The sequence below is a fragment of the Pseudomonas sp. PDM21 genome (assembly GCF_014852505.2).
GTDB lineage: Bacteria > Pseudomonadota > Gammaproteobacteria > Pseudomonadales > Pseudomonadaceae > Pseudomonas.
Genome location: NZ_CM181223.1, coordinates 326,182 through 346,726 on the forward strand (window position 1 = coordinate 326,182; position 20,545 = coordinate 346,726).

Genomic DNA, 20,545 nt, shown 5'->3' on the forward strand with positions numbered 1-20,545 from the left:
CGGAGTAGAAGATGAGCAAACTGATCGCTGCTGTAGGGGCCTCGCTGGCCATGGGCCTGGTGGCCAACGTGAACGCCGCCGAGCAACTGAACGTGGTGAGCTGGAGTGGCTATTTCACCCCGCAGATCCTCGAGAAGTTCGAGAAGGAAACCGGCATCAAGGTGACCGTGGACTCCTACGACTCCAACGAAACGCTGCTGGCCAAGCTCAAGCAGGGCGGCACCGGCTACGACGTGGCCATTCCCTCGCACCAGTTCGTGCCGATCCTGATCCAGGAGAAGTTGCTGGAGCGCTTCGACCCGGCCAGCCAGCCGTACTACGCCAACGTCGAGGACAACCTGAAGAAGCCCACCTGGGACCCGGAAGGCGCCTACGCCGTGCCCTTCATCTGGGGCACCACCAGCGTGGTGCTGGACAGCGCCAAGTACAGCGGCCCGGCCGACAGCTACTCGGTGCTGTTCACCCCGCCGGCGGAGCTGCAGGGCAGGATCAACATGTTCGACTCGGCGAGCGAAGTGATCGACACCGCCAGCCTCTACCTGGGCATTCCGCTGTGCAGCGAGGATCCCAAGCAGATGCAACAGGTGCTGACCCTGCTGAAGAACCAGAAGCCCTTCGTGAAGACCTATAGCTCCAAGGCAGGCTCGATCCGCGAGAACCTGGCCTCGGGCGAGGTCGACATGTCGATGTTCTGGGGCGGCTCGTCGATGCGTGCGCGTGAGATGAAATCCAGCCTGAAGTACCTCTACCCGAAAGAGGGGGTGATGGCCTGGGTGGACAACCTGGTGATCCCGGCCGGCGCCAAGCACCCGGAGAACGCGAAGAAGTTCATCGCCTTCCTCAGCCAGCCGGAAAACTCGGCGATGACCCAGAACTTCCTCAAGCACCAGAGCCCGATCAAGGGCGTTGAACCCTTCCTCGACGCCAGCCTGAAGGATGCGCCGGAACTGCACATCCCCGAGGGCACCAAGGTGGTGTTCAGCAAGACCTGCGGCGAAGGCGCGATCCGCCTGGCCGACCGTATCTGGACCAACCTGATGCGCTGATCCCCGACCGGGAAAGCCACAGACCGCCGCTGCTCGCGTCCATTTTGGTGGGCGTGCCGGCAGCGTGCGGCCCGGCGAACACGATATTCGCTACAAGCCCCATCCGCTGATGGGGTCGTTGAACCCGACCGAACCTTCCCGTTGCGGGAAATCCTGATGAAAAAAGGCCTCGTTCCATGAGCCAGAAGAACAAGCAAAACGAACTCGTCCAGCTCCAGGCCCACGAACTGGCCCAGCGCATCCGCCTGCGCGAAGTTTCCTGCCGTGAAGTGATGCAGGCGCACCTCGAGCAGATCGAGCGCTACAACCCGGCGGTCAACGCCATCGTCAGCCAGCAGCCGGACGACCTCCTGCTGGCCGAAGCCGACCAGCGCGACGCCGAACTGGCCCGTGGCGAGTACCGTGGCTGGATGCACGGCCTGCCCCACGCGGTGAAGGATCTGTCGCTGACCCAGGGCATCCGCACTACCCTAGGCTCGCCGCTGTTCCGCGACTACCTGCCCGAGCGCGACGGCATCATGGTCGAGCGCATCAAGGCGGCCGGCGCGATCATCATCGGCAAGACCAATACCCCCGAATTCGGCCTCGGCTCCCACAGCTACAACCCGATCTTCGGTGCCACCGGCTGCGCCTACGCGCCCGACCGCACCGCCGGCGGCAGCAGCGGTGGCGCGGCGGCGGCCCTGGCCCTGCAGATGGTCCCGGTGGCCGACGGCAGCGACATGATGGGCTCGCTGCGCAACCCGGCGGCCTTCAACAACATTGTCGGCTTCCGCCCGTCCCAGGGCCGCGTGCCCTTCGACGACAGCGCCGACCTGTTCATCGACCAGATGGGCTACGAAGGCCCCATGGGCCGCAGCGTCCGCGACGTGGCGCTGCTGCTGTCGGTACAGGCCGGTGGCGATGCCCGTGCACCGCTGTCCATCGCCGAGAGCGGCGAGCAGTTCGCAGGCTCGCTGGAGCGTGATTTCAAGGGCGCCCGCCTGGGTTGGCTGGGCGATCTGAGCGGCCACCTGCCCATGGAGAAGGGCGTGCTGGAGCTGTGCCGCCAGTCCTTCGCCGACTTCGAAGCCATCGGCTGCCACGTCGAGGAGACCGCCATGGGCTTCGCGCCCGAGCGCCTCTGGGACACCTGGCGTACCCTGCGCCACTGGATGGTTGCCGGCTCCCTCGGCGCGGCCTACACCGACCCGGCCAAGCGCGAGCTGCTCAAGCCCGAGGCGATCTGGGAAGTGGAGAACGGCCTGAAGCTCTCCGCCATGGACGTGTTCCGCGCCTCCGCCGCGCGCAGCGACTGGTACCGTGCGATCAACAAGCTGTTCGAGCGCTATGACTACCTGCTGTTGCCCAGCGCCCAGGTGTTCCCGTTCGACAAGACCTGGGACTGGCCGAAGGAAATCGCCGGCAAGTCCATGGACACCTACCACCGCTGGATGGAAGTGGTGATCCCGGCCACCCTGTCCGGTTGCCCAGCGGCCAACGTACCGGTGGGCTTCAATGAGCAGGGCCTGCCCATGGGTATCCAGATCATCGGCAGGCACCAGGCCGACATGGCCGTGCTGCAACTGGCCCACGCCTACGAGCAGGCCGCGCGCTGGTATCAGCGCTGCCCGCCGCCCATGCTGGCGGGGGTGTAACTCCGTTATCCACAAGCTGAGGGGGACGCATGAATATCAGCTTCTTCCAGGAACTGCTGCAAAGCATCACCGAGCGCGGCCGGCAATTGCTGGAGTCGCGCGAGCCGGCGCCGGGCAATGCCCAGGCGCTGGCGCAGGCTTGCCACAAGCTGATCTCCAGCCACGGCGAAGCCTCGGGCGTGGCCCTGGCGCAGCAGGTCCTGTGCGCCTACCGGGATTGTCCGCAAGACCAGCAGAAGGCCTTCTTCGACACCCTGCTGAAGGATTTCGCACCACCCCACGATGCGCTGGCGCAAGCCTGCCAGCGCTACCTCGACGAGCCGTCGTCGGCCAACACCACGGCATTGTTCGAAGCCAGCGAACCGCCGCGCCAGGAGCTCTTCCGTCGCCTCAACCAGGCACCCGGCGGCACCGCCGAGCTGATCGCCATGCGCCGCCTGCTGTTGCAGGAGCTCAAAGCCAATCCGGAGCTGGCAGCCGTGGACCACGACCTGCAGCACCTGCTGGCGTCCTGGTTCAACCGCGGCTTCCTGGTGCTGCGGCGCATCGACTGGTCGACCCCGGCATCGATCCTGGAAAAGATCATCAGGTACGAGGCCGTCCACGCCATCAAGGACTGGGACGACCTGCGCAGCCGCCTGCAGCCGGCCGACCGCCGCTGCTTCGCCTTCTTCCACCCGGCTCTGGCCGACGAGCCGCTGATCTTCGTCGAGGTGGCGCTGACCCGCGCCATGCCGGGTGCGATTGCAGAGATCCTGGAAACAAAGAGTCCGGAGGGCAAGCCGGCTGATGCGTCGGCAGACGAGCCCGATACCGCGGTGTTCTATTCCATCAGCAACTGCCAGGACGGACTGCGCGGCATCTCCTTCGGCAACTTCCTGATCAAGCAGGTGGTGGAGGAGCTGGCGCGGGAGATTCCCGGCCTGCGCCAGTTCGTCACCCTGTCGCCGGTGCCCGGCTTCCGCCGCTGGCTCGACAGCCTGGGGGAGGACCCGCAGCTGGGCGCGACAGCCGCCGAGCTGCTCAAGGCACTCAAGCCCGACGCCGCGCCGCCGCCACGCACGGAGCAACCGATGCTGGCGCTGGCCGCCGAATACTTCCTGCATGCCCGCAACGGCGCGGGTTTCCCGCTGGACCCGGTGGCGCGCTTCCACCTGGGCAACGGCGCGCGCCTGGAACGTCTGAACTGGCGCGGCGACCTCTCCACCAGCGGCCTGCGCCAGGCCGCCGGGCTGATGGTCAATTACCGCTACGAACTGCGCCAGATCGAAAAGAACCACGAAGCCTACGCCAACCAGGGCGCGGTCACCGCCTCACCCGAGGTGCGCAAACTGGCCACCCTGTCGGCGAAAACAAAACGCTAGGACCTCACCATGAACCAGAGCCTTTTCGCCGAAGTCGGCAAACACCTGCCCAGCGACCTTTCCAAGCCGTTCATCCGTACCCCGGAAGGCGGCGGCTACAGCTACGCCGACATGCTGCGCAGCACCTCGCAGTTCGCCCATGCGCTGGTGGAGCTCGGCGTGCAGCCGGGCGACCGCGTCGCCGTGCAGGTCGACAAGAGCCCCGAGACGGTGATGCTGTACCTCGCCGTGCTGCGCGTCGGCGCGGTTTACCTGCCGCTGAACAGCGGCTACACCGGCGAGGAGCTGCGCTACTTCCTCGATGATGCCGAGCCTTCGCTGTTCGTCTGTGCGCCGGCCTTCGAGGCCCAGGCCCGGGAGCTGGCGAAAGTCAGCGGCGTGGCCCACGTGGAGACCCTGGGTGATGCCGGCGACGGCTCGCTGATGGCCAGGGTACATGGCAAGCCGGGGCGCTTTGCCGATGTCGAGCGTGCTGCTTCCGATCTCGCCGCGATCCTCTACACCTCCGGCACCACCGGGCGTTCCAAGGGCGCGATGATCAGCCACGGCAACCTGGTCTCCAATGCCCGCGCGCTGGTGGACTACTGGAGCATCACCAGCGAGGACTGGCTGCTTCACGCGCTGCCGATCTTCCATATCCACGGCCTGTTCGTGGCCTGCAACAGCCTGCTGATGGCCGGCGGATCGATGCTCTTCCTGAGCAAGTTCGACGCGGCGCAGATGCTCAAGCTGCTGCCCCAGGTAAACCTGCTGATGGGCGTGCCGACCTTCTACACGCGCCTGCTCGACCAGCCCGGACTGACCCGCGAGGCGGTGGCGCACATGCGCCTGTTCATCTCCGGCTCCGCGCCGCTCACTGCCGAGACCCACAAGGCGTTCTCCGAGCGCACCGGCATGGCCATCCTCGAGCGCTACGGCATGACCGAGACCGGCATGAACACCTCCAACCCGCTGGACGGCCAGCGCATCGCCGGCACCGTCGGCTTCCCGCTACCGGGCGTCGAGCTGCGCATCACCGATCCGGGCCAGGCCGAGCCGACCCTGCTGCCCCAGGGCGAGCCGGGGATGATCGAAGTGCGCGGGCCGAACGTATTCCAGGGCTACTGGCGCATGCCGGAAAAGACCGCCGAGGAGCTGCGTGCGGACGGCTATTTCATGACTGGCGATATCGGCTTCGTCGACGACCGCGGCTACGTGCAGATCGTCGGCCGCAACAAGGACATGATCATCAGCGGCGGCTTCAACGTGTATCCCAAGGAACTGGAGGAAATCCTCGACACCTTGCCCGGCGTGGCCGAATCGGCGGTGATTGGCGTACCGCACCCGGACTTCGGCGAAGGCGTGACCGCCGTGCTGGTGGCCAGCAAAGGCGAGGTGCCGACCGAGGCGCAGGTACTTGCCGCGCTGGACGGCAAGCTGGCGCGCTTCAAGCAGCCCAAGCGGGTGATGGTGGTCGACGCGCTGCCGCGCAACGTGATGGGCAAGGTGCAGAAGAATGTGCTGCGCGAGCAGTTCAAGGCGTTGTATTCCTGATCGCAGAAGTCGCTCTGCAGGATCGGGCCATGCCTGCGATCGCGCGCAGGGCGTTCTTCCGTAGGATGGCGTGCCTCCCGGCAGACTCTGGTAGGGCGGATAACCCGCTCCGGGTTATCCGCCCTATGGTGCTCGCGAACAGCTCAACGCCGGTATCCCCTTGTAGGAGCGCCAGAACGAGAAGCCCCGCTGATGCGGGGCTTTTTCATGTCATGGGAAGCGCTCAGCGAACGGTCACTACCACCTTGCCCACCGCCTTGCGCTGGCCCAGGTGATTGATCGCGTCGGCCGCCTGTTCCAGCGGGTAAGTCTGGGACACCAGCGGCTTGATCTTGCCCTCGGCGAACCAGGCGAACAGCTGCTGGAAGTTCGCTGCGTTGTCCTGCGGCTGGCGTTGGCCGAAGGAGCCCCAGAACACGCCAACCAGCGAGGCGCCCTTGAGCAGGGTGAGGTTGGCTGGCAGCGACGGGATGGTGCCGCTGGCGAAGCCGACTACCAGCATGCGGCCGTTCCAGGCGATGGAGCGGAAGGCTTCCTCGAACAGGTCGCCGCCCACCGGGTCGTAGATCACGTCCACGCCCTGGCCGCCGGTGAGTTCCTTGAGCTTGTCCTTCAGACTGCCTTCGCTGTAGTTGATCAGCACGTCGGCGCCGGCGGCCTTGGCCACTTCGAGCTTGGCTTCGCTGCTGGCGGCGGCGATGACCTTGGCGCCCATGGCCTTGCCGATCTCGACGGCGGCCAGGCCCACGCCGCCGGAGGCGCCGAGCACCAGCAGGGTTTCGCCCGGCTGCAGGTTGGCGCGCTGTTTGAGCGCGTGCATGGAGGTGCCGTAGGTCATGCCGAAGGCGGCGGCGCTGGCGAAGTCCATGCCGTCGGGGATCGGCATCACGCTGTAGCCGGGCACCGCCACTTCCTCGGCGAAGCTGCCCCAGCCGGTCAGCGCCATCACGCGGTCGCCGGGCTTCACGTGGCTGACTTTCTCACCGACCGCGCCGACCACCCCGGCAGCCTCGCCACCCGGGGAGAACGGGAAGGGCGGCTTGAACTGGTACTTGCCCTCGATGATCAGGGTGTCGGGGAAGTTCACCCCAGCGGCATGGACCTGCAGCAGGACCTCGTTCTTCTTCGGCTCGGGGCTGGCGATGTCTTCCAGCACCAGGGTTTCGGCGGGGCCGAAGGCTTTGCACAGCACGGCTTTCATGAGGACGTACTCCGTTGGAGGTTCTTCTTTGTGAGTAGAGGGCCAGTGTAGGAGCGCGGGCACAGAGGGCAAATCACCATGGCCTGGGCTTATGCCCCGATATAGCTTGGGCGGCGGCGCGAGTGTGGCTATCCTTTGCCCATCGAATCCGGAGACATCGCCTTGAGAGCTTTCCTCGCCCTGTTGCTGGCCTTTTCCTTCAGTACCTTCGTCATGGCTTCCGAATCCGAGGAAGCCAAGCCGGAAGACGCCAACAAGCCTGTATTCGTCGACCTCACCCCCGCGCTGGTGGGCAACTACGGCAGCGGTCCGCGCCTGAAGTACTTCAAGGCCGACATCGCGCTGAAGGTCACCGGCAAGGAGGCCTCCGAGAAGGTCGAGCATCACGAGCCGCTGATCCGCAACCAACTGGTGATGCTGTTCGCCCAGCAGACCGACGACTCCCTCGGCAGCGTCGACGGCAAGGAGAAACTGCGCCAGGAAGCCCTCAAGCAGGTGCAGACCGCCCTCCAGCAGGAGGAAGGCAAGCCGCTGGTGGACGACCTGCTGTTCAACAACCTGATCGTCCAGCCCTGATCCCCTCCGGGCTGCGCTGCATGAGTGCGCCTCATGCAGGCCAAGCGACACCCGGCTGCGGCTGCTCGCCGCAATGCCGGGCTGAAAGCCCCGCCTCACAAGGCGCGTAGGAAATTTCCGGCGCACGCCTGACCTGAATCAAACCCCGTTTGCCGCTGGTCGCCGAACATCCCCTCATGATCCGCTCGAATTCGAGCGTCTGGACAAAGGGGAAATCGGATGACAGGAAAGGCAAAAAGCTGGCGCACCCGCGGTCTCGCGGTGCTCGTGGTGGCCGTGCTCGCCGCGCTGGCCTGGCAGACGTTCAAGCCGACGGGGCTGCCCGAAGGTTTCGCCAGTGGCAATGGGCGCATCGAGGCCACCGAAGTCGACGTGGCCACCAAGCTGCCCGGCCGCGTGGCGGAAATCCTGGTGGACGAAGGCGACTTCGTGAAGGCCGGCGACGTGGTGGCGAAGATGGACACCCAGGTGCTCCAGGCCCAGCTCGCCCAGGCCCAGGCGGAAGTGCGGCGGGCGCAGAACGCCCAGCTCACCGCCGAGTCCCTGGTGGCCCAGCGCACCAGCGAGAAATCCACCGCCGAAGCCATAGTCGCGCAACGCCAGGCGGAGCTCACCGCCGCGCAGAAGCGTTTCACCCGCACCGAACAGCTGGTCAAACGAAATGCGCTGCCGCAACAGCAACTGGATGACGACCGCGCCACCCTGCAAAGCGCCCAGGCGGCGCTGGCCGCGGCTCGCTCTCAGGTGGTCTCGGCGCAGGCCGGCATCTCCGCCGCGCGCTCCCAGGTGATCGAGGCGCAGTCGGCCATAGAGGCTGCCACCGCGAGCGTCGAGCGCCTGCAGGCAGATATCGACGACAGCCTGCTCAAGGCCCCGCGCAACGGCCGCGTGCAGTACCGCGTGGCGCAGCCGGGCGAAGTGCTGGCGGCCGGCGGTAAGCTGCTCAACATGGTCGACCTGGCCGACGTCTACATGACCTTCTTCCTGCCCTCGGGCCAGGCCGGCAAGGTCGCTCTGGGCCAGGAAGTGCACCTGGTGATCGACGCCGTGCCCGAGTACGTGATCCCGGCCAAGGTGTCCTACGTCGCCAGCGTCGCGCAGTTCACGCCCAAGACCGTGGAGACCGCCAACGAGCGCGAAAAGCTGATGTTCCGGGTCAAGGCGCGCCTCGATCCGGGCCTGCTGGAGAAGTACATCACCTACGTGAAGACCGGCGTGCCGGGCATGGCCTACCTGCGTCTCGACCCGCAGGTGCAGTGGCCGGCTGAGCTGCAGATCAAGGTCCCGCAATGAACGCCGCCGACTGCGTGGCCCGTCTGGCTGGCGTCTCGCTGCGCTACGGCGAGACCCGCGCAGTGGACGACGTCACCCTGGAAATCCCGGCCAACCGCATGGTCGGCCTGATCGGCCCGGACGGCGTCGGCAAGTCCAGCCTGCTGGCGCTGCTGGCTGGTGCGCGGAAGATGCAGGACGGCGAAATCCAGGTGCTCGGCGGCGACATGCGCGATGCGCGCCACCGCCGCGCCGTGTGCCCGCGCATCGCCTACATGCCGCAGGGCCTGGGCAAGAACCTCTATCCGACGCTCTCGGTGTTCGAGAACGTCGATTTCTTCGGCCGCCTGTTCGGCCACGACAAGTCCGAGCGCGAGCGGCGCATCGCCGACCTGCTGCACAGCACCGGCCTTGCGCCCTTCGCCGAGCGCCCGGCGGGCAAGCTCTCCGGCGGCATGAAGCAGAAGCTCGGGCTGTGCTGCGCGTTGATCCACGACCCTGACCTGCTGATCCTCGACGAGCCCACAACCGGCGTCGACCCGCTGTCGCGCAACCAGTTCTGGGAGCTGATCGCGCGCATCCGCACTGGCCGCGAAGGCATGAGCGTACTGGTGGCTACCGCCTACATGGAGGAGGCCGAGCGCTTCGACCACCTGGTGGCGATGGACGACGGCAAGGTGCTCGCCACTGGCACGCCCGCCGAATTGCGCGCGCACACCAGTACGCAGAATCTCGAAGAAGCCTTCATCGCGTTGTTGCCCGAGAGCAAGCGCGCCGGCCACCACAAGCTGGTGATTCCACCGCGGCCGCAGCCTGACGGCGCGCCGCAGATCGCCATCGAGGCCGAAGGGCTGACCTGCCGCTTCGGCGATTTCGTCGCGGTGGACCGCGTCAGCTTCCGCATCGAGCGCGGGGAAATTTTCGGCTTCCTCGGCTCCAACGGCTGCGGCAAGTCCACCACCATGAAGATGCTCACCGGCTTGCTGCCCGCCAGCGAGGGTACCTGCGCGCTGTTCGGCCAGCCGGTGAACGCCAATGACATGGAGACCCGTCGGCGCGTCGGCTACATGTCCCAGGCCTTCTCGCTGTACGCCGAGCTGACGGTGCTGCAGAACCTCGAACTGCACGCCAAGCTGTTTCACATCCCGCATGAGCAGATCGGCCCGCGCGTCGAGGAGATGCTCCAGCGCTTCGACCTGGGCAAGGTCAAGGGCGAGCTGCCCGACAGCCTGCCGCTGGGCATCCGCCAGCGCTTGTCGCTGGCCGTGGCGGTGATCCACAAACCGGAAATCCTGATCCTCGACGAGCCCACCTCGGGCGTCGACCCGGTGGCACGCGACGGATTCTGGGAGCTGATGGTGGAGCTGTCGCGCAACGACGGCGTGACCATCTTCATCTCCACTCACTTCATGAACGAGGCCGAGCGCTGCGACCGCATCTCGCTGATGCATGCCGGCAAGGTGCTCGACAGCGATACACCGCAGGGCTTGATCGACAAGCGTGGCCTGCCGACCCTGGAAGCCACCTTCATCGCCTACCTGGAAGAGGCCGCCGGCAGCGCCCCGGTGGCCGACGCCACGCCGGCTCCCGAGCAGCCCGCCGAGTCCGCCCGCTACAAGGGCAGCGACCGCTTCAGCTGGTTGCGCCTGTTCAGCTATGCACGCCGCGAGGCCATGGAACTGCGCCGCGACCCGATCCGCCTGACCCTGGCGCTGGTGGGCACCGCGCTGCTGATGTTCATCATCGGCTACGGCATCAACATGGACGTCGAGGACCTCACCTACGCGGTGCTCGACCGCGACCAGACCACCACCAGCCAGGCCTATGCGCTGAACATTTCCGGCTCGCGCTACTTCATCGAGAAGGCGCCGATCCAGAACCCCGAGGAGCTGGAGCGGCGCCTGCGCAGCGGTGACATCAGCCTGGCCGTGGAGATCCCACCGAATTTCGGCCGTGACTTGAAGCGCGGCGCCGACCCGGCCATAGGCGTGTGGATCGACGGCGCCATGCCGACCCGCGCCAACACCGTGCTCGGCTATGTGCAGGGGCTGCACGCCAGCTACCTGGCCGACCTCGCGCGGCAGAGTGGCAGCAGCGCCGCCAGCGCGGCGGCGAGCACCGAGGTGCGCTTCCGCTACAACCCGGACGTGGAGAGCCTCAAGGCCATGGTGCCGGCGGTGATCCCGCTGCTGCTGATCATGATCCCGGCGATGCTCACCGCCCTGGGCGTGGTGCGCGAGAAGGAGCTGGGCTCGATCACCAACCTCTACGTCACCCCGGTCACGCGCCTGGAGTTCCTGCTCGGCAAGCAGCTGCCGTACATCGGCATGGGCATGATCAACTTCGTGCTGATGCTGGCCATGGCCGTGCTGCTGTTCCAGGTGCCGCTCAAGGGCAGCTTCCTGGCGCTGCTGGTCGGCGCGTTCCTCTACGTGGTGACCAGCACCGGCCTCGGCCTGCTGCTCTCGACCTTCATGAAGAGCCAGATCGCCGCGGTGTTCGGCACCGCCATCGCCACCATGATCCCGGCGATCCAGTTCTCCGGGCTGATCCACCCGGTGTCCTCGCTGGAAGGCGCGGCGGCGGTGATCGGCCAGCTCTACCCGACCTCGCATTTTCTCATCGTCAGCCGTGGCGCCTTCTCCAAGGCGCTGGGTTTTGCCGACCTGTGGGTCTACTACCTGCCGTTGCTGGCGATGGTGGTGGTGCTGACGCTGCTCAGCGTGGCCTGCCTGAAGAAACAGGAGGTCTGAGATGAACAAGCTGGCGAACATCTTTAACCTCGGCATCAAGGAATTCCGCAGCCTGGGCCGCGACTACGCGATGCTGATCCTGATCGCCTGGGCCTTTACCCTGGGCGTCTACAGTTCGGCCACCGGCGTGCCGGAAACCCTGCACCACGCGCCCATCGCCATCGTCGACGAGGACCAGTCGCAGCTCTCCTCGCGCATCGTCAACGCCTTCCAGCCGCCGTACTTCCGGGTGCCGGAAATGATCGGCCACGCGCAGATGGACCGCGGCATGGACGTTGGCCTGTACACCTTCACCCTGGATATCCCGCCGGACTTCCAGCGCGACGTGCTGGCCGGGCGGCAGCCGGCGATCCAGGTCAACGTCGATGCAACGCAGACCGGCCAGGCCTTCTCCGGCGCCGGCTACATCCAGAACATCGTCGGCACCGAGGTCAGCGAGTTCGTCAGCCGCTACCGCGCCGAGCCAGCGATGCCGGCGGAGCTGGCAGTGCGCATGGAGTTCAACCCGAACCTGACCCAGGCCTGGTTCGGCGCGGTGATGGAGGTGATCAACCAGATCACCATGCTGTCGATCATCCTCACCGGCGCCGCGCTGATCCGCGAGCGCGAGCACGGTACGGTGGAACACCTGCTGGTGATGCCGCTGACCGCGTTCGAGATCATGATGGCCAAGGTCTGGTCCATGGGCACCGTGGTGCTGGTGGCGGCGGCGATCTCGCTGCAACTGGTGGTGCGCGGCTGGCTGGACGTGCCGATCAGCGGTTCGGTGGGGCTGTTCCTGCTGGGCGCGGCGCTGCACCTGTTCGCCACCACTTCCATGGGCATCTTCATCGGCACCGTGGCCCGCTCGATGCCGCAACTGGGGCTGCTGGTAATCCTCACCCTGATGCCGCTGCAGATTCTTTCCGGCGGCACCACGCCGCGCGAGAGCATGCCCGAGCTGGTGCAGAACATCATGCTGGCAGCGCCGACCACGCACTTCGTCAGCCTGGCCCAGGCGATCCTCTATCGCGGCGCCGACCTGTCGATCGTCTGGCCGCAATTGCTGGCCATCGTCGGGATCGGTGCGGCTTTCTTCTTCGGCGCGCTCTGGCGCTTCCGTCGGACCATCGGGCAGATGGCCTGAGCTGCTGTTCCTGCAGTGGAGTGCCCATGCCAGGCCCGAGTGATTTTCAGGAGAGCGTGCGCTCGGCCATATCCACCGGCCACACGCAGGTCTGGTTGCGTCCCCTGTGCTTGGCGGCATACAGCGCCTGGTCGGCCTGAGCGATCAACTGGTCCGGCTCGGCGTCCTGCCCCGGCGTGGCGATGGCCAGGCCGATACTCACCGTCAGCCGTCCCAGCTCGCCGGCCGGATGCGCGATGCCCATCTCCGCCACGCGCTGGTGGATGCGTGCGGCGACGTGGCTGGCGCCATCCAGTCCGGTGTCGGTGAGGATGATGACGAACTCTTCGCCGCCATAACGGCATGCCACATCGCCTTCGCGTTGCAGGCACTCCTGCAGGCAACTGGCGAGGCGCCGCAGCGCATCGTCGCCGGCCAGGTGGCCGAGGCAGTCGTTGAAGCGCTTGAAGTGGTCGACATCGAGCATCAGCACCGCCAGCGGCGCGTCCGCGCGGCGCAGACGGCGCCACTCGCTCTGCAACTGGCGGTCGAAATAGCGGCGGTTGAACAGGCTGGTGAGGCCGTCCTGTTGCGAGAGCTTGTGCAGCTGCGCTTCCAGCTGCAGGCGCTCGCTGTTGTCGCGGGCCACGGCGATCAGGTAGTCGCGGTCGCCCTGGTGGATCAGCTGGGTGTTGATCTCCGCCGGCTGCAGGCTGCCGTCGCGGCGCTGCATCTCGCGCTGGAAGATCATCGACAGGTTCAACCGATGCGCCTGCTGCACCAGCTGGAGCCAGGCGTGGAAGCCGGGGATCAGCCGCTCCGGGTCATCGCGCAGCAGGTGGCGGAACTCCTCGGCGCTGTAGCCCAGGCCGTTGTAGGTGGCGCGGTTCATGTGCAGCAGCTCGCGCTGTTGCAGGTCGAAGATGAACAGCGCGTCACGGCTGGAGTCGGTGAGGTCCAGCGCCAGTTGTAGCCGTTCGCGGCTGTCGCGCAGGTTGGCCTCTACCGATTGGCGTTGCTCTGCTTCCTGGCTGAGCAACTGGTTGCTGGCGCTCAGCGCGGTGGCGCGGCGGGCGTTCTCGCGAGCGAGAAACAGCGCTGCCACCAGCAGCAGGCTGATGGCGACGCCACCGCCGAACACCACCATCGGCAACGGCGTGGACAGAGACTGCACAAGGGCCGGAGTGGGGCTGAGCTCCAGCTCGAAGCTGCGGTTGTTGAGTAGACGCAGCGGTACCCGCAGGGTCTGCTCGGCATCGCCGGCGGGCTGGTCGCGCACGTAGAGTGGCCGGCCGTGCTCCAGCAGGCGCACGCTGAACAGGTGGTTGTCCGCTTGCCTGAGCAGGTTGTCCATCAGCGGGCCGACGCGGAAGACGCCCTGCATGAAGCCGTCGAACTGCAGCTGGTTGTTGGCATCGCGCAGGTAAACCGGGGTGTAGAGCACGAAGCCGCGTCCGCCCTGGACCAACTCCACGCTGTCGCTCAGGCGCGGCTTGCCGCTGTCGCGGGCGGACATCGCCGTCGCGTAGTTGGGGTGCTGCGGGGAGAGCCGGAAGTTAAGCGCCGCCTCGTTGCCCTGCAGCGGTTCCAGCCAGCGGATGCGCAGCTCCGGGTCGGCCCACTGGATCGACTGGTAGCCGGGGAAGCTGCGCACGTAGAAGCGTGCGTCCAGTTCCCATTCGGGACGGGGCATGCGGCCGTGGTGGGTCCACAGCTGGGCAAGCAGGTCCAGGCCCTGGACCTGCTCGTGCAGGTTGGCTTCCAGCTGGTGCGCGAGGCTGCGTCCCTGGTAGGTCAGGCGCTCCTGTACGCGCTGCCGCTCGCTGCTCGCCAGTTCCTCACCCAGCCAGGCACTGGCAAGCAGGAGCACGCAGAGCAGACCGCCAAGCCCGAGGTAGGAAGCTAGTGAGGACTGAAGGCGGTGCATGCGGCGAATTCCGGGGGCTTCAGTAACCTAATAGCACAGTGCCTCTACTTGTGCGCCAGGCCGACGACGATCGCCCACTGTTCGGCAGTGACCGGCATCACCGACAGGCGGCTGCCCTTTTGCACCAGGGGCATCTCTTCCAGTCCGGCCTGAGCCTTGAGCGTGCCCAGCGGCAACACCGAGCGGAAGGCCTCGACGAAGGTCACGTCGCGGGCCGTCCAGGGGTTCTTCTCATCGCTGGCCTTGGGGTCGTGGTAGTGGCTTTTCGGGTCGAGCGCGGTCGGGTCGGGGTACGGCTCGCCGTCGATCTGCGCGATGCCGGCGATGCCCGGCTCGGGGCAGCTGGAGTGGTAGAAGAAGAACAGGTCGCCCGGCTGCATGCTGCGCATGAAGTTGCGTGCCTGGTAATTGCGCACGCCGTCCCAGCGCGCCGTTTTCAGGCGCTGCAGGTCGTGGATCGAGAGTTCGTCGGGCTCGGATTTCATCAGCCAGTAAGCGCGTGCCATCCGCGAGGGTCTCCTTGTGCGTGGCGGGTAATGATCTTTTTCTGATTTGGCTAAGGGTAGGCGGGCAGGCGTTTCCCTGCGACAAGCTGCCGGATCGCCGGAAACAAATTGTAGGAAGAAGATGTAGGAATCCCGGCATGAACATTGCCTGAAAGTGCCGGAAGTTTTGGGGGCGACTGCTCCTCCGACGATCGGTTGGCGTCAGAATTGCGAGAAGCTTTTCATTGTCGGAGAATGCCGCCGTTTTTAGCTTGGCCTGCCGGACGGATAAAAAAACCACCGCCGGCCATCGTTGACAGTTTGCCTGGAAGGGGGAGGCAATCGATGAAACGCAAGCCTGATCTTTTGTGGGTGTTGGTAATACTTTTCGGTCTGGGTGTCGTCACTACCGGTTACACCCAGAGCCTGTGGGAACAACGCCAGGGCAACGCCCCGGTGCAGGTCACCCAGCAGCCCTGATCCAGGGGACTGCTGCCGCCACGGTTATCGCAAGGAACGCGATTCCGTCGCGAGACGGCCATACCAGCCGCCGTCCGTCACTATGCCCATCAGCGGCACATCCCAGCTCGCCAGCTCCAGCTTGTCGACCTTCTGGCACTCGTGCGCCAGGCCCAATAATGTCGGTTTCTGCCAATTTTTGCGCATGCCCAGGTAGGCCAGGGTCCGGTCGTAGAACCCCTTGCCCATTCCGAGACGGCCGCCTTGTGGATCAAAACCGACCAGCGGTAGCAGCAGCAGGTCCAGCGCCCAGGCCGGACGCTGGCGCCCGCGGTCGGCCTGCGGTTCGGCGATGTTGAAGCGGTTGGGTACCCAGCGCTCGCCGATGCCTACCTGCTGGAAGGTCATGTGCGTGCGCGGCCAGTCGGAGAGCACCGGCAAGTAGGTCGCCTTGCCGCGCTTCTGCGCAGCCTTCATCAGCGGGCGCGGGTCGATTTCGCCGTCAGCCGGCAGGTACAGGGCGATGTGCTTCGCCCGGCGGAAAAGCGGATGCTGCGCGAGCTGGCGATACAGGGCCTGGGCGGCGAGACGTTGCTGAAGGGGAGTGAGCGCGCGTCTGGCCTGGCGCAGCTGGCGGCGCAGGGCAGGGCGGGGAAGACCATCGGAGTGAATCATGGAAGGGTAAAGCTCCCCGGACATGCCGCTGTCGGGTTAGCCCTTGAACCCGAGAGTTCAAGGTGGTGGTTGCAGTAGGCTTTAAGGCTTTCCGTCGTGCGGACATGCACACCAGCCCAACTGGCAACCCCCGTTGTTGCAATTATCGGCTCAGGGACATCACCGACTGGCAAACACACCAGGGAGCGAGGCGATTATACCCCAAGGAAATTTCCCTGGTCAGACTTCACCCTGGTCTTTATCGGTGGTAGGGGTGTCTGTGGTCAGGGCGCGATCCACGCGCTCGAGCAATTCGCGCACGCGTTCACGGGTGGAGCCGCTGTCGTGCTCCACGCGCTCCTGCTTGTGCAGCAGGTCGTGGGTGATGTTCAGGGCCGCCATGACCGCGACGCGGTCGGCACCGATCACTTTGCCGCTGGAACGGATCTCGCGCATCTTGCTGTCCAGATAGCGCGCGGCGCTTTCCAGGTTGACGCGCTCGTCCGCAGGGCACGCGATGCAGTACTCCTTGTCGAGGATTTGGACGTTCAGGGTATTCGACTGGCTCATGAGTCCTGCTCCAGGGCTTTAAGACGCAAAATCATCGCTTCGACCTTCTGCCGAGCCAAATCGTTCTTCTCGATCAGATGGGCACGTTCTTCCCGCCAGCTTTTCTCGTTCGCCCGCAGCAGCCGGTTCTCGGCCTTTAGCTGTTCCAGGCGCTGGAGCAGCAGGTCGAACTTGGCGATCAGCGCGTGCAGGTCGGCGTCTTCCATGGGCTCTCGCTTGGGAGTTGCTTAAGTAATCGAGAACTATATAGGACTGCCGTGGGGGTGGGTCAACGCACGGCTGCCCGGCGCGTCGTCACATGGTCTTGCGGTGTGCGCCGGTGCTAGGATAACGGACCATATTCTATGCGCGGCGCCTGATGGCGCCTAGCCGTCACCCGGGTTCGATCATGTCCACTTCCAGCTCCGCCTATACCGCCTTCGCCGCCCTGCTCGCCGAGGCTGCCCTGCCCATTTCCCCCGCCGAACTGCACGGCCACCTGCTCGGCCGTGTCTGCGCCGGGTCTGGCTTTGACCAGGGCGAATGGCTGCAGGCCGCCGGTGAGCTGCTCGGCGGCGAACCGGGCGAACGTCTGGGCGCGGCGCTGGGTGGCCTGCTGGGCATGGTCCAGCAGGACTTCAGCCAGGGCGAGATGGCCGTGGTGCTGATGCTGCCCAACGACGACGCGCCGCTGGCCGATCGCGCCGTGGCCCTGGGCCAGTGGTGCCAGGGCTTCCTCGCCGGCTTCGGCCTGGCGCTGCGCTCCCCCAGCCTGTCGGACGAAGCCGATGAAGTGCTGCAGGACATCGCCGCTATCGCCCAGGTCGGCGGCCAGCTGGAAGAATCCGAAGACGGCGAGGCCGACTACATGGAAGTGCAGGAATACCTGCGCGTCGCCCCGCTGCTGCTGTTCTCCGAATTCGGCAAGGTGCCGGCACCGGCCGAGAAACCCTCCCTGCATTGAGGTCGCGCATGATCCGTATCGCCAAGTCGGAATACGCCCGTCGTCGCAAGGCGCTGATGGCGCAGATGGAACCCAACAGCATCGCCATTCTCCCGGCGGCGCCGATGTACATCCGCAACCGCGACGTCGAGCACGTCTACCGCCAGGACAGCGATTTCCAGTACCTCACCGGCTTCCCCGAGCCGGAAGCGGTGATGGCGCTGATCCCCGGCCGCGAGCATGGCGAGTACGTGCTGTTCTGCCGCGAACGCGATCCGGAGCGTGAGCTCTGGGACGGCCTGCGCGCCGGCCAGGACGGTGCCATCGGCACTTTCGGCGCCGACGATGCCTTCCCCATCGGCGATATCGACGACATCCTTCCCGGCCTGATCGAGGGCCGCGACCGCGTGTACTACGCGCTGGGCGCCAACCAGGAATTTGACCGCCGGCTGATGGACTGGATCAACGTGATCCGCTCCAAGGCGCGCCAGGGCGCGCAGCCGCCAAACGAATTCGTCGCCCTCGACCACCTGCTGCACGACCAGCGCCTGTACAAGAGCGCCGGCGAGGTGAAGGTGATGCGCTATGCCGCGGAAGTCTCCGCCGGTGCGCACATCCGCGCCATGCAGGCCTGCCGTCCGGGCCTCTACGAGTTCCACCTGGAGGCCGAGCTGGAATACGCCTTCCGCCTGGGCGGCGCGAAGATGCCGGCCTACGGCTCCATCGTCGCCACCGGCCGCAACGCCTGCATCCTGCACTACCGGGAGAACGACGCGCAGATCAAGGACGGCGACCTGATCCTGATCGACGCCGGCTGCGAGATCGACTGCTACGCCAGCGACATCACCCGCACCTTCCCCGCCAGCGGCACCTTCAGCCCCGAGCAGAAGGCCATCTACCAGCTGGTGCTGGATGCCAACATGGCGGCCTTCGACTACATCGCTCCGGGCCGCCACTGGAATGAAGCCCACGAGGCCACCGTGCGGGTCATCACCGCCGGCCTGGTGGAGCTGGGCCTGCTCAAGGGCGACGTCGACGAGCTGATCGAGCGCGAAGCCTACAAGGCCTTCTACATGCACCGTGCCGGCCACTGGCTGGGCATGGACGTGCACGATGTCGGCGAGTACCGCGTCGGCGGCGAGTGGCGCGTGCTCGAACCGGGCATGGCGATGACCGTCGAGCCGGGCATCTACATCTCCCCGGACAACACCGACGTGCCGAAGAAGTGGCGCGGCATTGGCGTACGCATCGAGGACGATGTGGTCGTGACGAAAACTGGTTGCGAAGTGCTGACCAACGGCGTGCCGAAAACCGTCGCCGAGATCGAAGCGCTGATGGCCGAGGCCAAGGCCCAGGCCGCCTGACATGCAACGTACGCAACTGGCCATCATCGGTGGCGGGCTCGTCGGCGCAAGCCTTGCGCTGATCCTCCAGGCCGGTGCCCGCGCGCGCGGCTGGCAGATCGTGCTGATCGAGCCCTTCGCCCCTGGCGATGCCTACCAGCCCAGCTATGACGCGCGTTCCTCGGCGCTGTCCTTCGGCAGCCGGCAGATCTACGAGCGCCTGGGGCTCTGGCAACAGATATCGCAGCGCGCCGAACCCATCACCCAGATCCACGTCTCCGACCGCGGCCGCTTCGGCGCCGCGCGCCTGACGGCGGTGGAAGAGGGCGTTCCCGCCCTCGGCTACGTGGTGGAGAACGCCTGGCTCGGCCAGTGCCTGTGGCATGCGCTCGACCCGGAAGTGGTGAGCTGGCGCTGCCCGGCCGAAGTGCGCCGGATGGATGCCGTGGGCGACGGCTACCGCCTGACCCTGGACGACGACTCGCAGCTGGACTGCGACCTCGCCGTGCTGGCCGACGGCGGCCGCTCCGGCCTGCGCGAGCAACTGGGCATCAACGTGCGCTCCTCGTCCTACGGGCAGACCGCGCTGATCGCCAACATCAGCCCGTCCGAGGCCCATCGCGGGCAGGCCTTCGAACGCTTCACCGAAAACGGCCCGCTGGCCCTGCTGCCGCTACCGGAAAACCGCTGCGCGCTGGTCTGGACCCGCAACGGCAGTGACGCCGAGCGCCTGCGCGAGCTGTCCGACGCGGCCTTCCTGGCCGAACTGCAGGACGCCTTTGGCTATCGCCTGGGCACCTTGCGCCAGGTTGGCGTGCGCTATGGCTACCCGCTGAGCCTGACCGAGGCCGACGAGCAGATTCGCCCGCACCTCGTCGTGTTGGGCAACGCCGCCCACAGCCTGCACCCGATTGCCGGGCAGGGCTTCAACCTGTCGCTGCGCGATGCCAAGGCCCTGGGCGATTGCCTGTTGCAGGAAGAGGCCGCGCCGGGCGATTTCGCCGTGCTGCAGCGCTACCTGGATGGCCAGCGCCTGGACCAGCAGATGACTGTCGGTTTCTCCGACCGCGTCACCCGCCTGTTCTCCAATGCCCAGCCGTTGCTGGCCACCGGCCGCAACATCGGCCTGCTCGGCCTCGACCTGCTGCCACCGGCCAAGCGCTGGTTCGCCCGCCAGGCCATGGGCCTGGGCGCCCGACCGGTCTGAGTCGATGCAAGCACGCAAGAGCCCGCACCGCGCCCGCCTGCTGCGCATCGGCCTGAACCTCTACCCGCCGTACCTCGGCGCCGGAGTGCGAGTGCGTCACATCAGCGCGGATTTTCGCGAGATCCGCGTGAAGATGGGCCTGAACCTGTTCAACCGCAATTACGTCGGCACGCAGTTCGGCGGCAGCCTGTACAGCATGACCGACCCGTTCTTCATGCTGATGCTGATGGAGAACCTGGGGCGCGACTACATCGTCTGGGACAAGGCTGCCAACATCGAATTCGTCAGCCCCGGCAAGGGGCCGGTGTATGCCGATTTCCGTATCGACCAGCACCTGCTCGACGACATCCGCGAGCAGACCGCCACGGGCGAGAAATACCTGCCGCGCCTGCACGCTGAAGTGCGTGACGGCGAAGGCACCCTGGTGGCGCGGGTGCAGAAGACCCTGTACGTCCGGCTCAAGCCGCGCCCGCGGCAGGCCGCTTGAATTT

The 20,545-nt window shown here is 66.2% G+C and carries 19 protein-coding genes and 1 other RNA gene; 13 read left to right on the forward strand and 7 right to left on the reverse strand.

The window, feature by feature from the left end; all coding sequences use genetic code 11:
* Window positions 1-50 precede the first annotated feature (50 nt).
* From IB275_RS01590 to IB275_RS01605, 4 genes are all read left to right on the forward strand, one after another.
* Window positions 51-1,046: an ABC transporter substrate-binding protein gene (locus IB275_RS01590; RefSeq protein ID WP_405307710.1), complete on the forward strand. Its 996-nt coding sequence runs from the start codon at window positions 51-53 to the stop codon at window positions 1,044-1,046.
* Window positions 1,047-1,222: 176 nt separating this feature from the next.
* The gene (locus IB275_RS01595) at window positions 1,223-2,683 is read left to right on the forward strand and encodes an amidase (protein ID WP_192293915.1); all 1,461 of its coding nucleotides are present in this window, start codon (window positions 1,223-1,225) and stop codon (window positions 2,681-2,683) included.
* A 29-nt stretch (window positions 2,684-2,712) separates the two neighbouring features.
* The gene (locus tag IB275_RS01600; RefSeq protein ID WP_192293913.1) at window positions 2,713-4,047 is read left to right on the forward strand and encodes a malonyl-CoA decarboxylase; all 1,335 of its coding nucleotides are present in this window, start codon (window positions 2,713-2,715) and stop codon (window positions 4,045-4,047) included.
* Window positions 4,048-4,056: 9 nt separating this feature from the next.
* On the forward strand, window positions 4,057-5,580 hold the full coding sequence (locus IB275_RS01605; protein WP_192293911.1) for a malonate--CoA ligase: 1,524 nt from the start codon (window positions 4,057-4,059) through the stop codon (window positions 5,578-5,580).
* A 223-nt stretch (window positions 5,581-5,803) separates the two neighbouring features.
* Here IB275_RS01605 and IB275_RS01610 read toward each other — a convergent pair whose 3' ends face one another.
* Window positions 5,804-6,781 carry an NADPH:quinone oxidoreductase family protein gene (locus tag IB275_RS01610; RefSeq protein WP_192293909.1) on the reverse strand — a complete coding sequence of 326 codons (978 nt, stop codon included), beginning with the start codon at window positions 6,779-6,781 and terminating at the stop codon, window positions 5,804-5,806.
* 162 nt (window positions 6,782-6,943) lie between these two features.
* Between IB275_RS01610 and IB275_RS01615 the strand changes: the two genes are divergently transcribed.
* From IB275_RS01615 to IB275_RS01630, 4 genes are all read left to right on the forward strand, one after another.
* Window positions 6,944-7,357 carry a flagellar basal body-associated protein FliL gene (locus tag IB275_RS01615; RefSeq protein WP_138519768.1) on the forward strand — a complete coding sequence of 138 codons (414 nt, stop codon included), beginning with the start codon at window positions 6,944-6,946 and terminating at the stop codon, window positions 7,355-7,357.
* Window positions 7,358-7,576: 219 nt separating this feature from the next.
* Window positions 7,577-8,650: an HlyD family secretion protein gene (locus tag IB275_RS01620; protein ID WP_192293907.1), complete on the forward strand. Its 1,074-nt coding sequence runs from the start codon at window positions 7,577-7,579 to the stop codon at window positions 8,648-8,650.
* Entirely contained in the window at window positions 8,647-11,382 is a 2,736-nt protein-coding gene (gene rbbA / locus IB275_RS01625) for a ribosome-associated ATPase/putative transporter RbbA (RefSeq protein WP_192293905.1), read from the forward strand. The genes IB275_RS01620 and rbbA overlap by 4 nt, the downstream gene beginning before the upstream one ends.
* 1 nt (window position 11,383) lies before the next feature.
* On the forward strand, window positions 11,384-12,508 hold the full coding sequence (locus tag IB275_RS01630; RefSeq protein ID WP_138213177.1) for an ABC transporter permease: 1,125 nt from the start codon (window positions 11,384-11,386) through the stop codon (window positions 12,506-12,508).
* Between the two features lie 46 nt (window positions 12,509-12,554).
* Here the strand turns inward: IB275_RS01630 and IB275_RS01635 are convergent, their stop codons facing one another.
* Both IB275_RS01635 and IB275_RS01640 read right to left on the reverse strand, forming a co-directional pair.
* The gene (locus tag IB275_RS01635; RefSeq protein ID WP_192293903.1) at window positions 12,555-14,414 is read right to left on the reverse strand and encodes a sensor domain-containing diguanylate cyclase; all 1,860 of its coding nucleotides are present in this window, start codon (window positions 14,412-14,414) and stop codon (window positions 12,555-12,557) included.
* 44 nt (window positions 14,415-14,458) lie between these two features.
* A complete protein-coding gene (locus IB275_RS01640) occupies window positions 14,459-14,920 on the reverse strand; it encodes an EVE domain-containing protein (protein WP_192293896.1) in 462 nt (153 codons plus the stop codon).
* A gap of 324 nt (window positions 14,921-15,244) precedes the next feature.
* Between IB275_RS01640 and IB275_RS01645 the strand changes: the two genes are divergently transcribed.
* On the forward strand, window positions 15,245-15,379 hold the full coding sequence (locus IB275_RS01645) for a hypothetical protein (protein WP_128082560.1): 135 nt from the start codon (window positions 15,245-15,247) through the stop codon (window positions 15,377-15,379).
* 24 nt (window positions 15,380-15,403) lie between these two features.
* On the opposite strand, the gene IB275_RS01650 is transcribed toward IB275_RS01645, so the two are convergent.
* The 4 genes from IB275_RS01650 to IB275_RS01665 all read right to left on the reverse strand — a co-directional run bounded on the left by IB275_RS01650 (window position 15,404) and on the right by IB275_RS01665 (window position 16,788).
* On the reverse strand, window positions 15,404-16,033 hold the full coding sequence (locus IB275_RS01650; protein WP_192293889.1) for a 5-formyltetrahydrofolate cyclo-ligase: 630 nt from the start codon (window positions 16,031-16,033) through the stop codon (window positions 15,404-15,406).
* Between the two features lie 9 nt (window positions 16,034-16,042).
* Window positions 16,043-16,221: non-coding RNA, 6S RNA (gene ssrS, locus IB275_RS01655), on the reverse strand.
* A 31-nt stretch (window positions 16,222-16,252) separates the two neighbouring features.
* On the reverse strand, window positions 16,253-16,582 hold the full coding sequence (locus IB275_RS01660) for a cell division protein ZapA (protein ID WP_045213134.1): 330 nt from the start codon (window positions 16,580-16,582) through the stop codon (window positions 16,253-16,255).
* A complete protein-coding gene (locus IB275_RS01665) occupies window positions 16,579-16,788 on the reverse strand; it encodes a TIGR02449 family protein (protein WP_017521390.1) in 210 nt (69 codons plus the stop codon). The genes IB275_RS01660 and IB275_RS01665 overlap by 4 nt, the downstream gene beginning before the upstream one ends.
* 182 nt (window positions 16,789-16,970) lie before the next feature.
* On the opposite strand from IB275_RS01665, the gene IB275_RS01670 reads away from it, so the two are divergent.
* Genes IB275_RS01670 through IB275_RS01685 form a run of 4 tightly spaced genes read left to right on the forward strand, consistent with a single transcriptional unit; the run spans window position 16,971 to window position 20,541 of the window.
* Window positions 16,971-17,525, forward strand: a complete 555-nt coding sequence (locus tag IB275_RS01670; RefSeq protein ID WP_192293887.1) for a UPF0149 family protein — start codon at window positions 16,971-16,973, stop codon at window positions 17,523-17,525.
* An 8-nt stretch (window positions 17,526-17,533) separates the two neighbouring features.
* Window positions 17,534-18,868 carry a Xaa-Pro aminopeptidase gene (gene pepP, locus IB275_RS01675; RefSeq protein WP_081519531.1) on the forward strand — a complete coding sequence of 445 codons (1,335 nt, stop codon included), beginning with the start codon at window positions 17,534-17,536 and terminating at the stop codon, window positions 18,866-18,868.
* Between the two features lies 1 nt (window position 18,869).
* Window positions 18,870-20,054: a 2-octaprenyl-6-methoxyphenyl hydroxylase gene (gene ubiH / locus IB275_RS01680; RefSeq protein ID WP_192293884.1), complete on the forward strand. Its 1,185-nt coding sequence runs from the start codon at window positions 18,870-18,872 to the stop codon at window positions 20,052-20,054.
* Between the two features lie 4 nt (window positions 20,055-20,058).
* Window positions 20,059-20,541, forward strand: a complete 483-nt coding sequence (locus IB275_RS01685; protein WP_192293882.1) for a DUF4442 domain-containing protein — start codon at window positions 20,059-20,061, stop codon at window positions 20,539-20,541.
* Window positions 20,542-20,545: the final 4 nt, after the last annotated feature.

Bases quoted from the DNA above. Each gene is read 5' to 3' on its own strand.
- rbbA (WP_192293905.1), top strand. From the start codon at position 8,647: ATGAACGCCGCCGACTGCGTGGCCCGTCTGGCTGGCGTCTCGCTGCGC.
- IB275_RS01605 (WP_192293911.1), top strand. From the start codon at position 4,057: ATGAACCAGAGCCTTTTCGCCGAAGTCGGCAAACACCTGCCCAGCGAC.
- IB275_RS01665 (WP_017521390.1), bottom strand. From the start codon at position 16,788: ATGGAAGACGCCGACCTGCACGCGCTGATCGCCAAGTTCGACCTGCTG.
- IB275_RS01590 (WP_405307710.1), top strand. From the start codon at position 51: ATGGGCCTGGTGGCCAACGTGAACGCCGCCGAGCAACTGAACGTGGTG.
- IB275_RS01660 (WP_045213134.1), bottom strand. From the start codon at position 16,582: ATGAGCCAGTCGAATACCCTGAACGTCCAAATCCTCGACAAGGAGTAC.
- IB275_RS01685 (WP_192293882.1), top strand. From the start codon at position 20,059: ATGCAAGCACGCAAGAGCCCGCACCGCGCCCGCCTGCTGCGCATCGGC.
- IB275_RS01635 (WP_192293903.1), bottom strand. From the start codon at position 14,414: ATGCACCGCCTTCAGTCCTCACTAGCTTCCTACCTCGGGCTTGGCGGT.
- IB275_RS01600 (WP_192293913.1), top strand. From the start codon at position 2,713: ATGAATATCAGCTTCTTCCAGGAACTGCTGCAAAGCATCACCGAGCGC.
- IB275_RS01595 (WP_192293915.1), top strand. From the start codon at position 1,223: ATGAGCCAGAAGAACAAGCAAAACGAACTCGTCCAGCTCCAGGCCCAC.
- IB275_RS01650 (WP_192293889.1), bottom strand. From the start codon at position 16,033: ATGATTCACTCCGATGGTCTTCCCCGCCCTGCCCTGCGCCGCCAGCTG.
- ubiH (WP_192293884.1), top strand. From the start codon at position 18,870: ATGCAACGTACGCAACTGGCCATCATCGGTGGCGGGCTCGTCGGCGCA.
- IB275_RS01670 (WP_192293887.1), top strand. From the start codon at position 16,971: ATGTCCACTTCCAGCTCCGCCTATACCGCCTTCGCCGCCCTGCTCGCC.
- IB275_RS01630 (WP_138213177.1), top strand. From the start codon at position 11,384: ATGAACAAGCTGGCGAACATCTTTAACCTCGGCATCAAGGAATTCCGC.
- IB275_RS01640 (WP_192293896.1), bottom strand. From the start codon at position 14,920: ATGGCACGCGCTTACTGGCTGATGAAATCCGAGCCCGACGAACTCTCG.
- IB275_RS01645 (WP_128082560.1), top strand. From the start codon at position 15,245: ATGAAACGCAAGCCTGATCTTTTGTGGGTGTTGGTAATACTTTTCGGT.
- IB275_RS01610 (WP_192293909.1), bottom strand. From the start codon at position 6,781: ATGAAAGCCGTGCTGTGCAAAGCCTTCGGCCCCGCCGAAACCCTGGTG.
- IB275_RS01620 (WP_192293907.1), top strand. From the start codon at position 7,577: ATGACAGGAAAGGCAAAAAGCTGGCGCACCCGCGGTCTCGCGGTGCTC.
- pepP (WP_081519531.1), top strand. From the start codon at position 17,534: ATGATCCGTATCGCCAAGTCGGAATACGCCCGTCGTCGCAAGGCGCTG.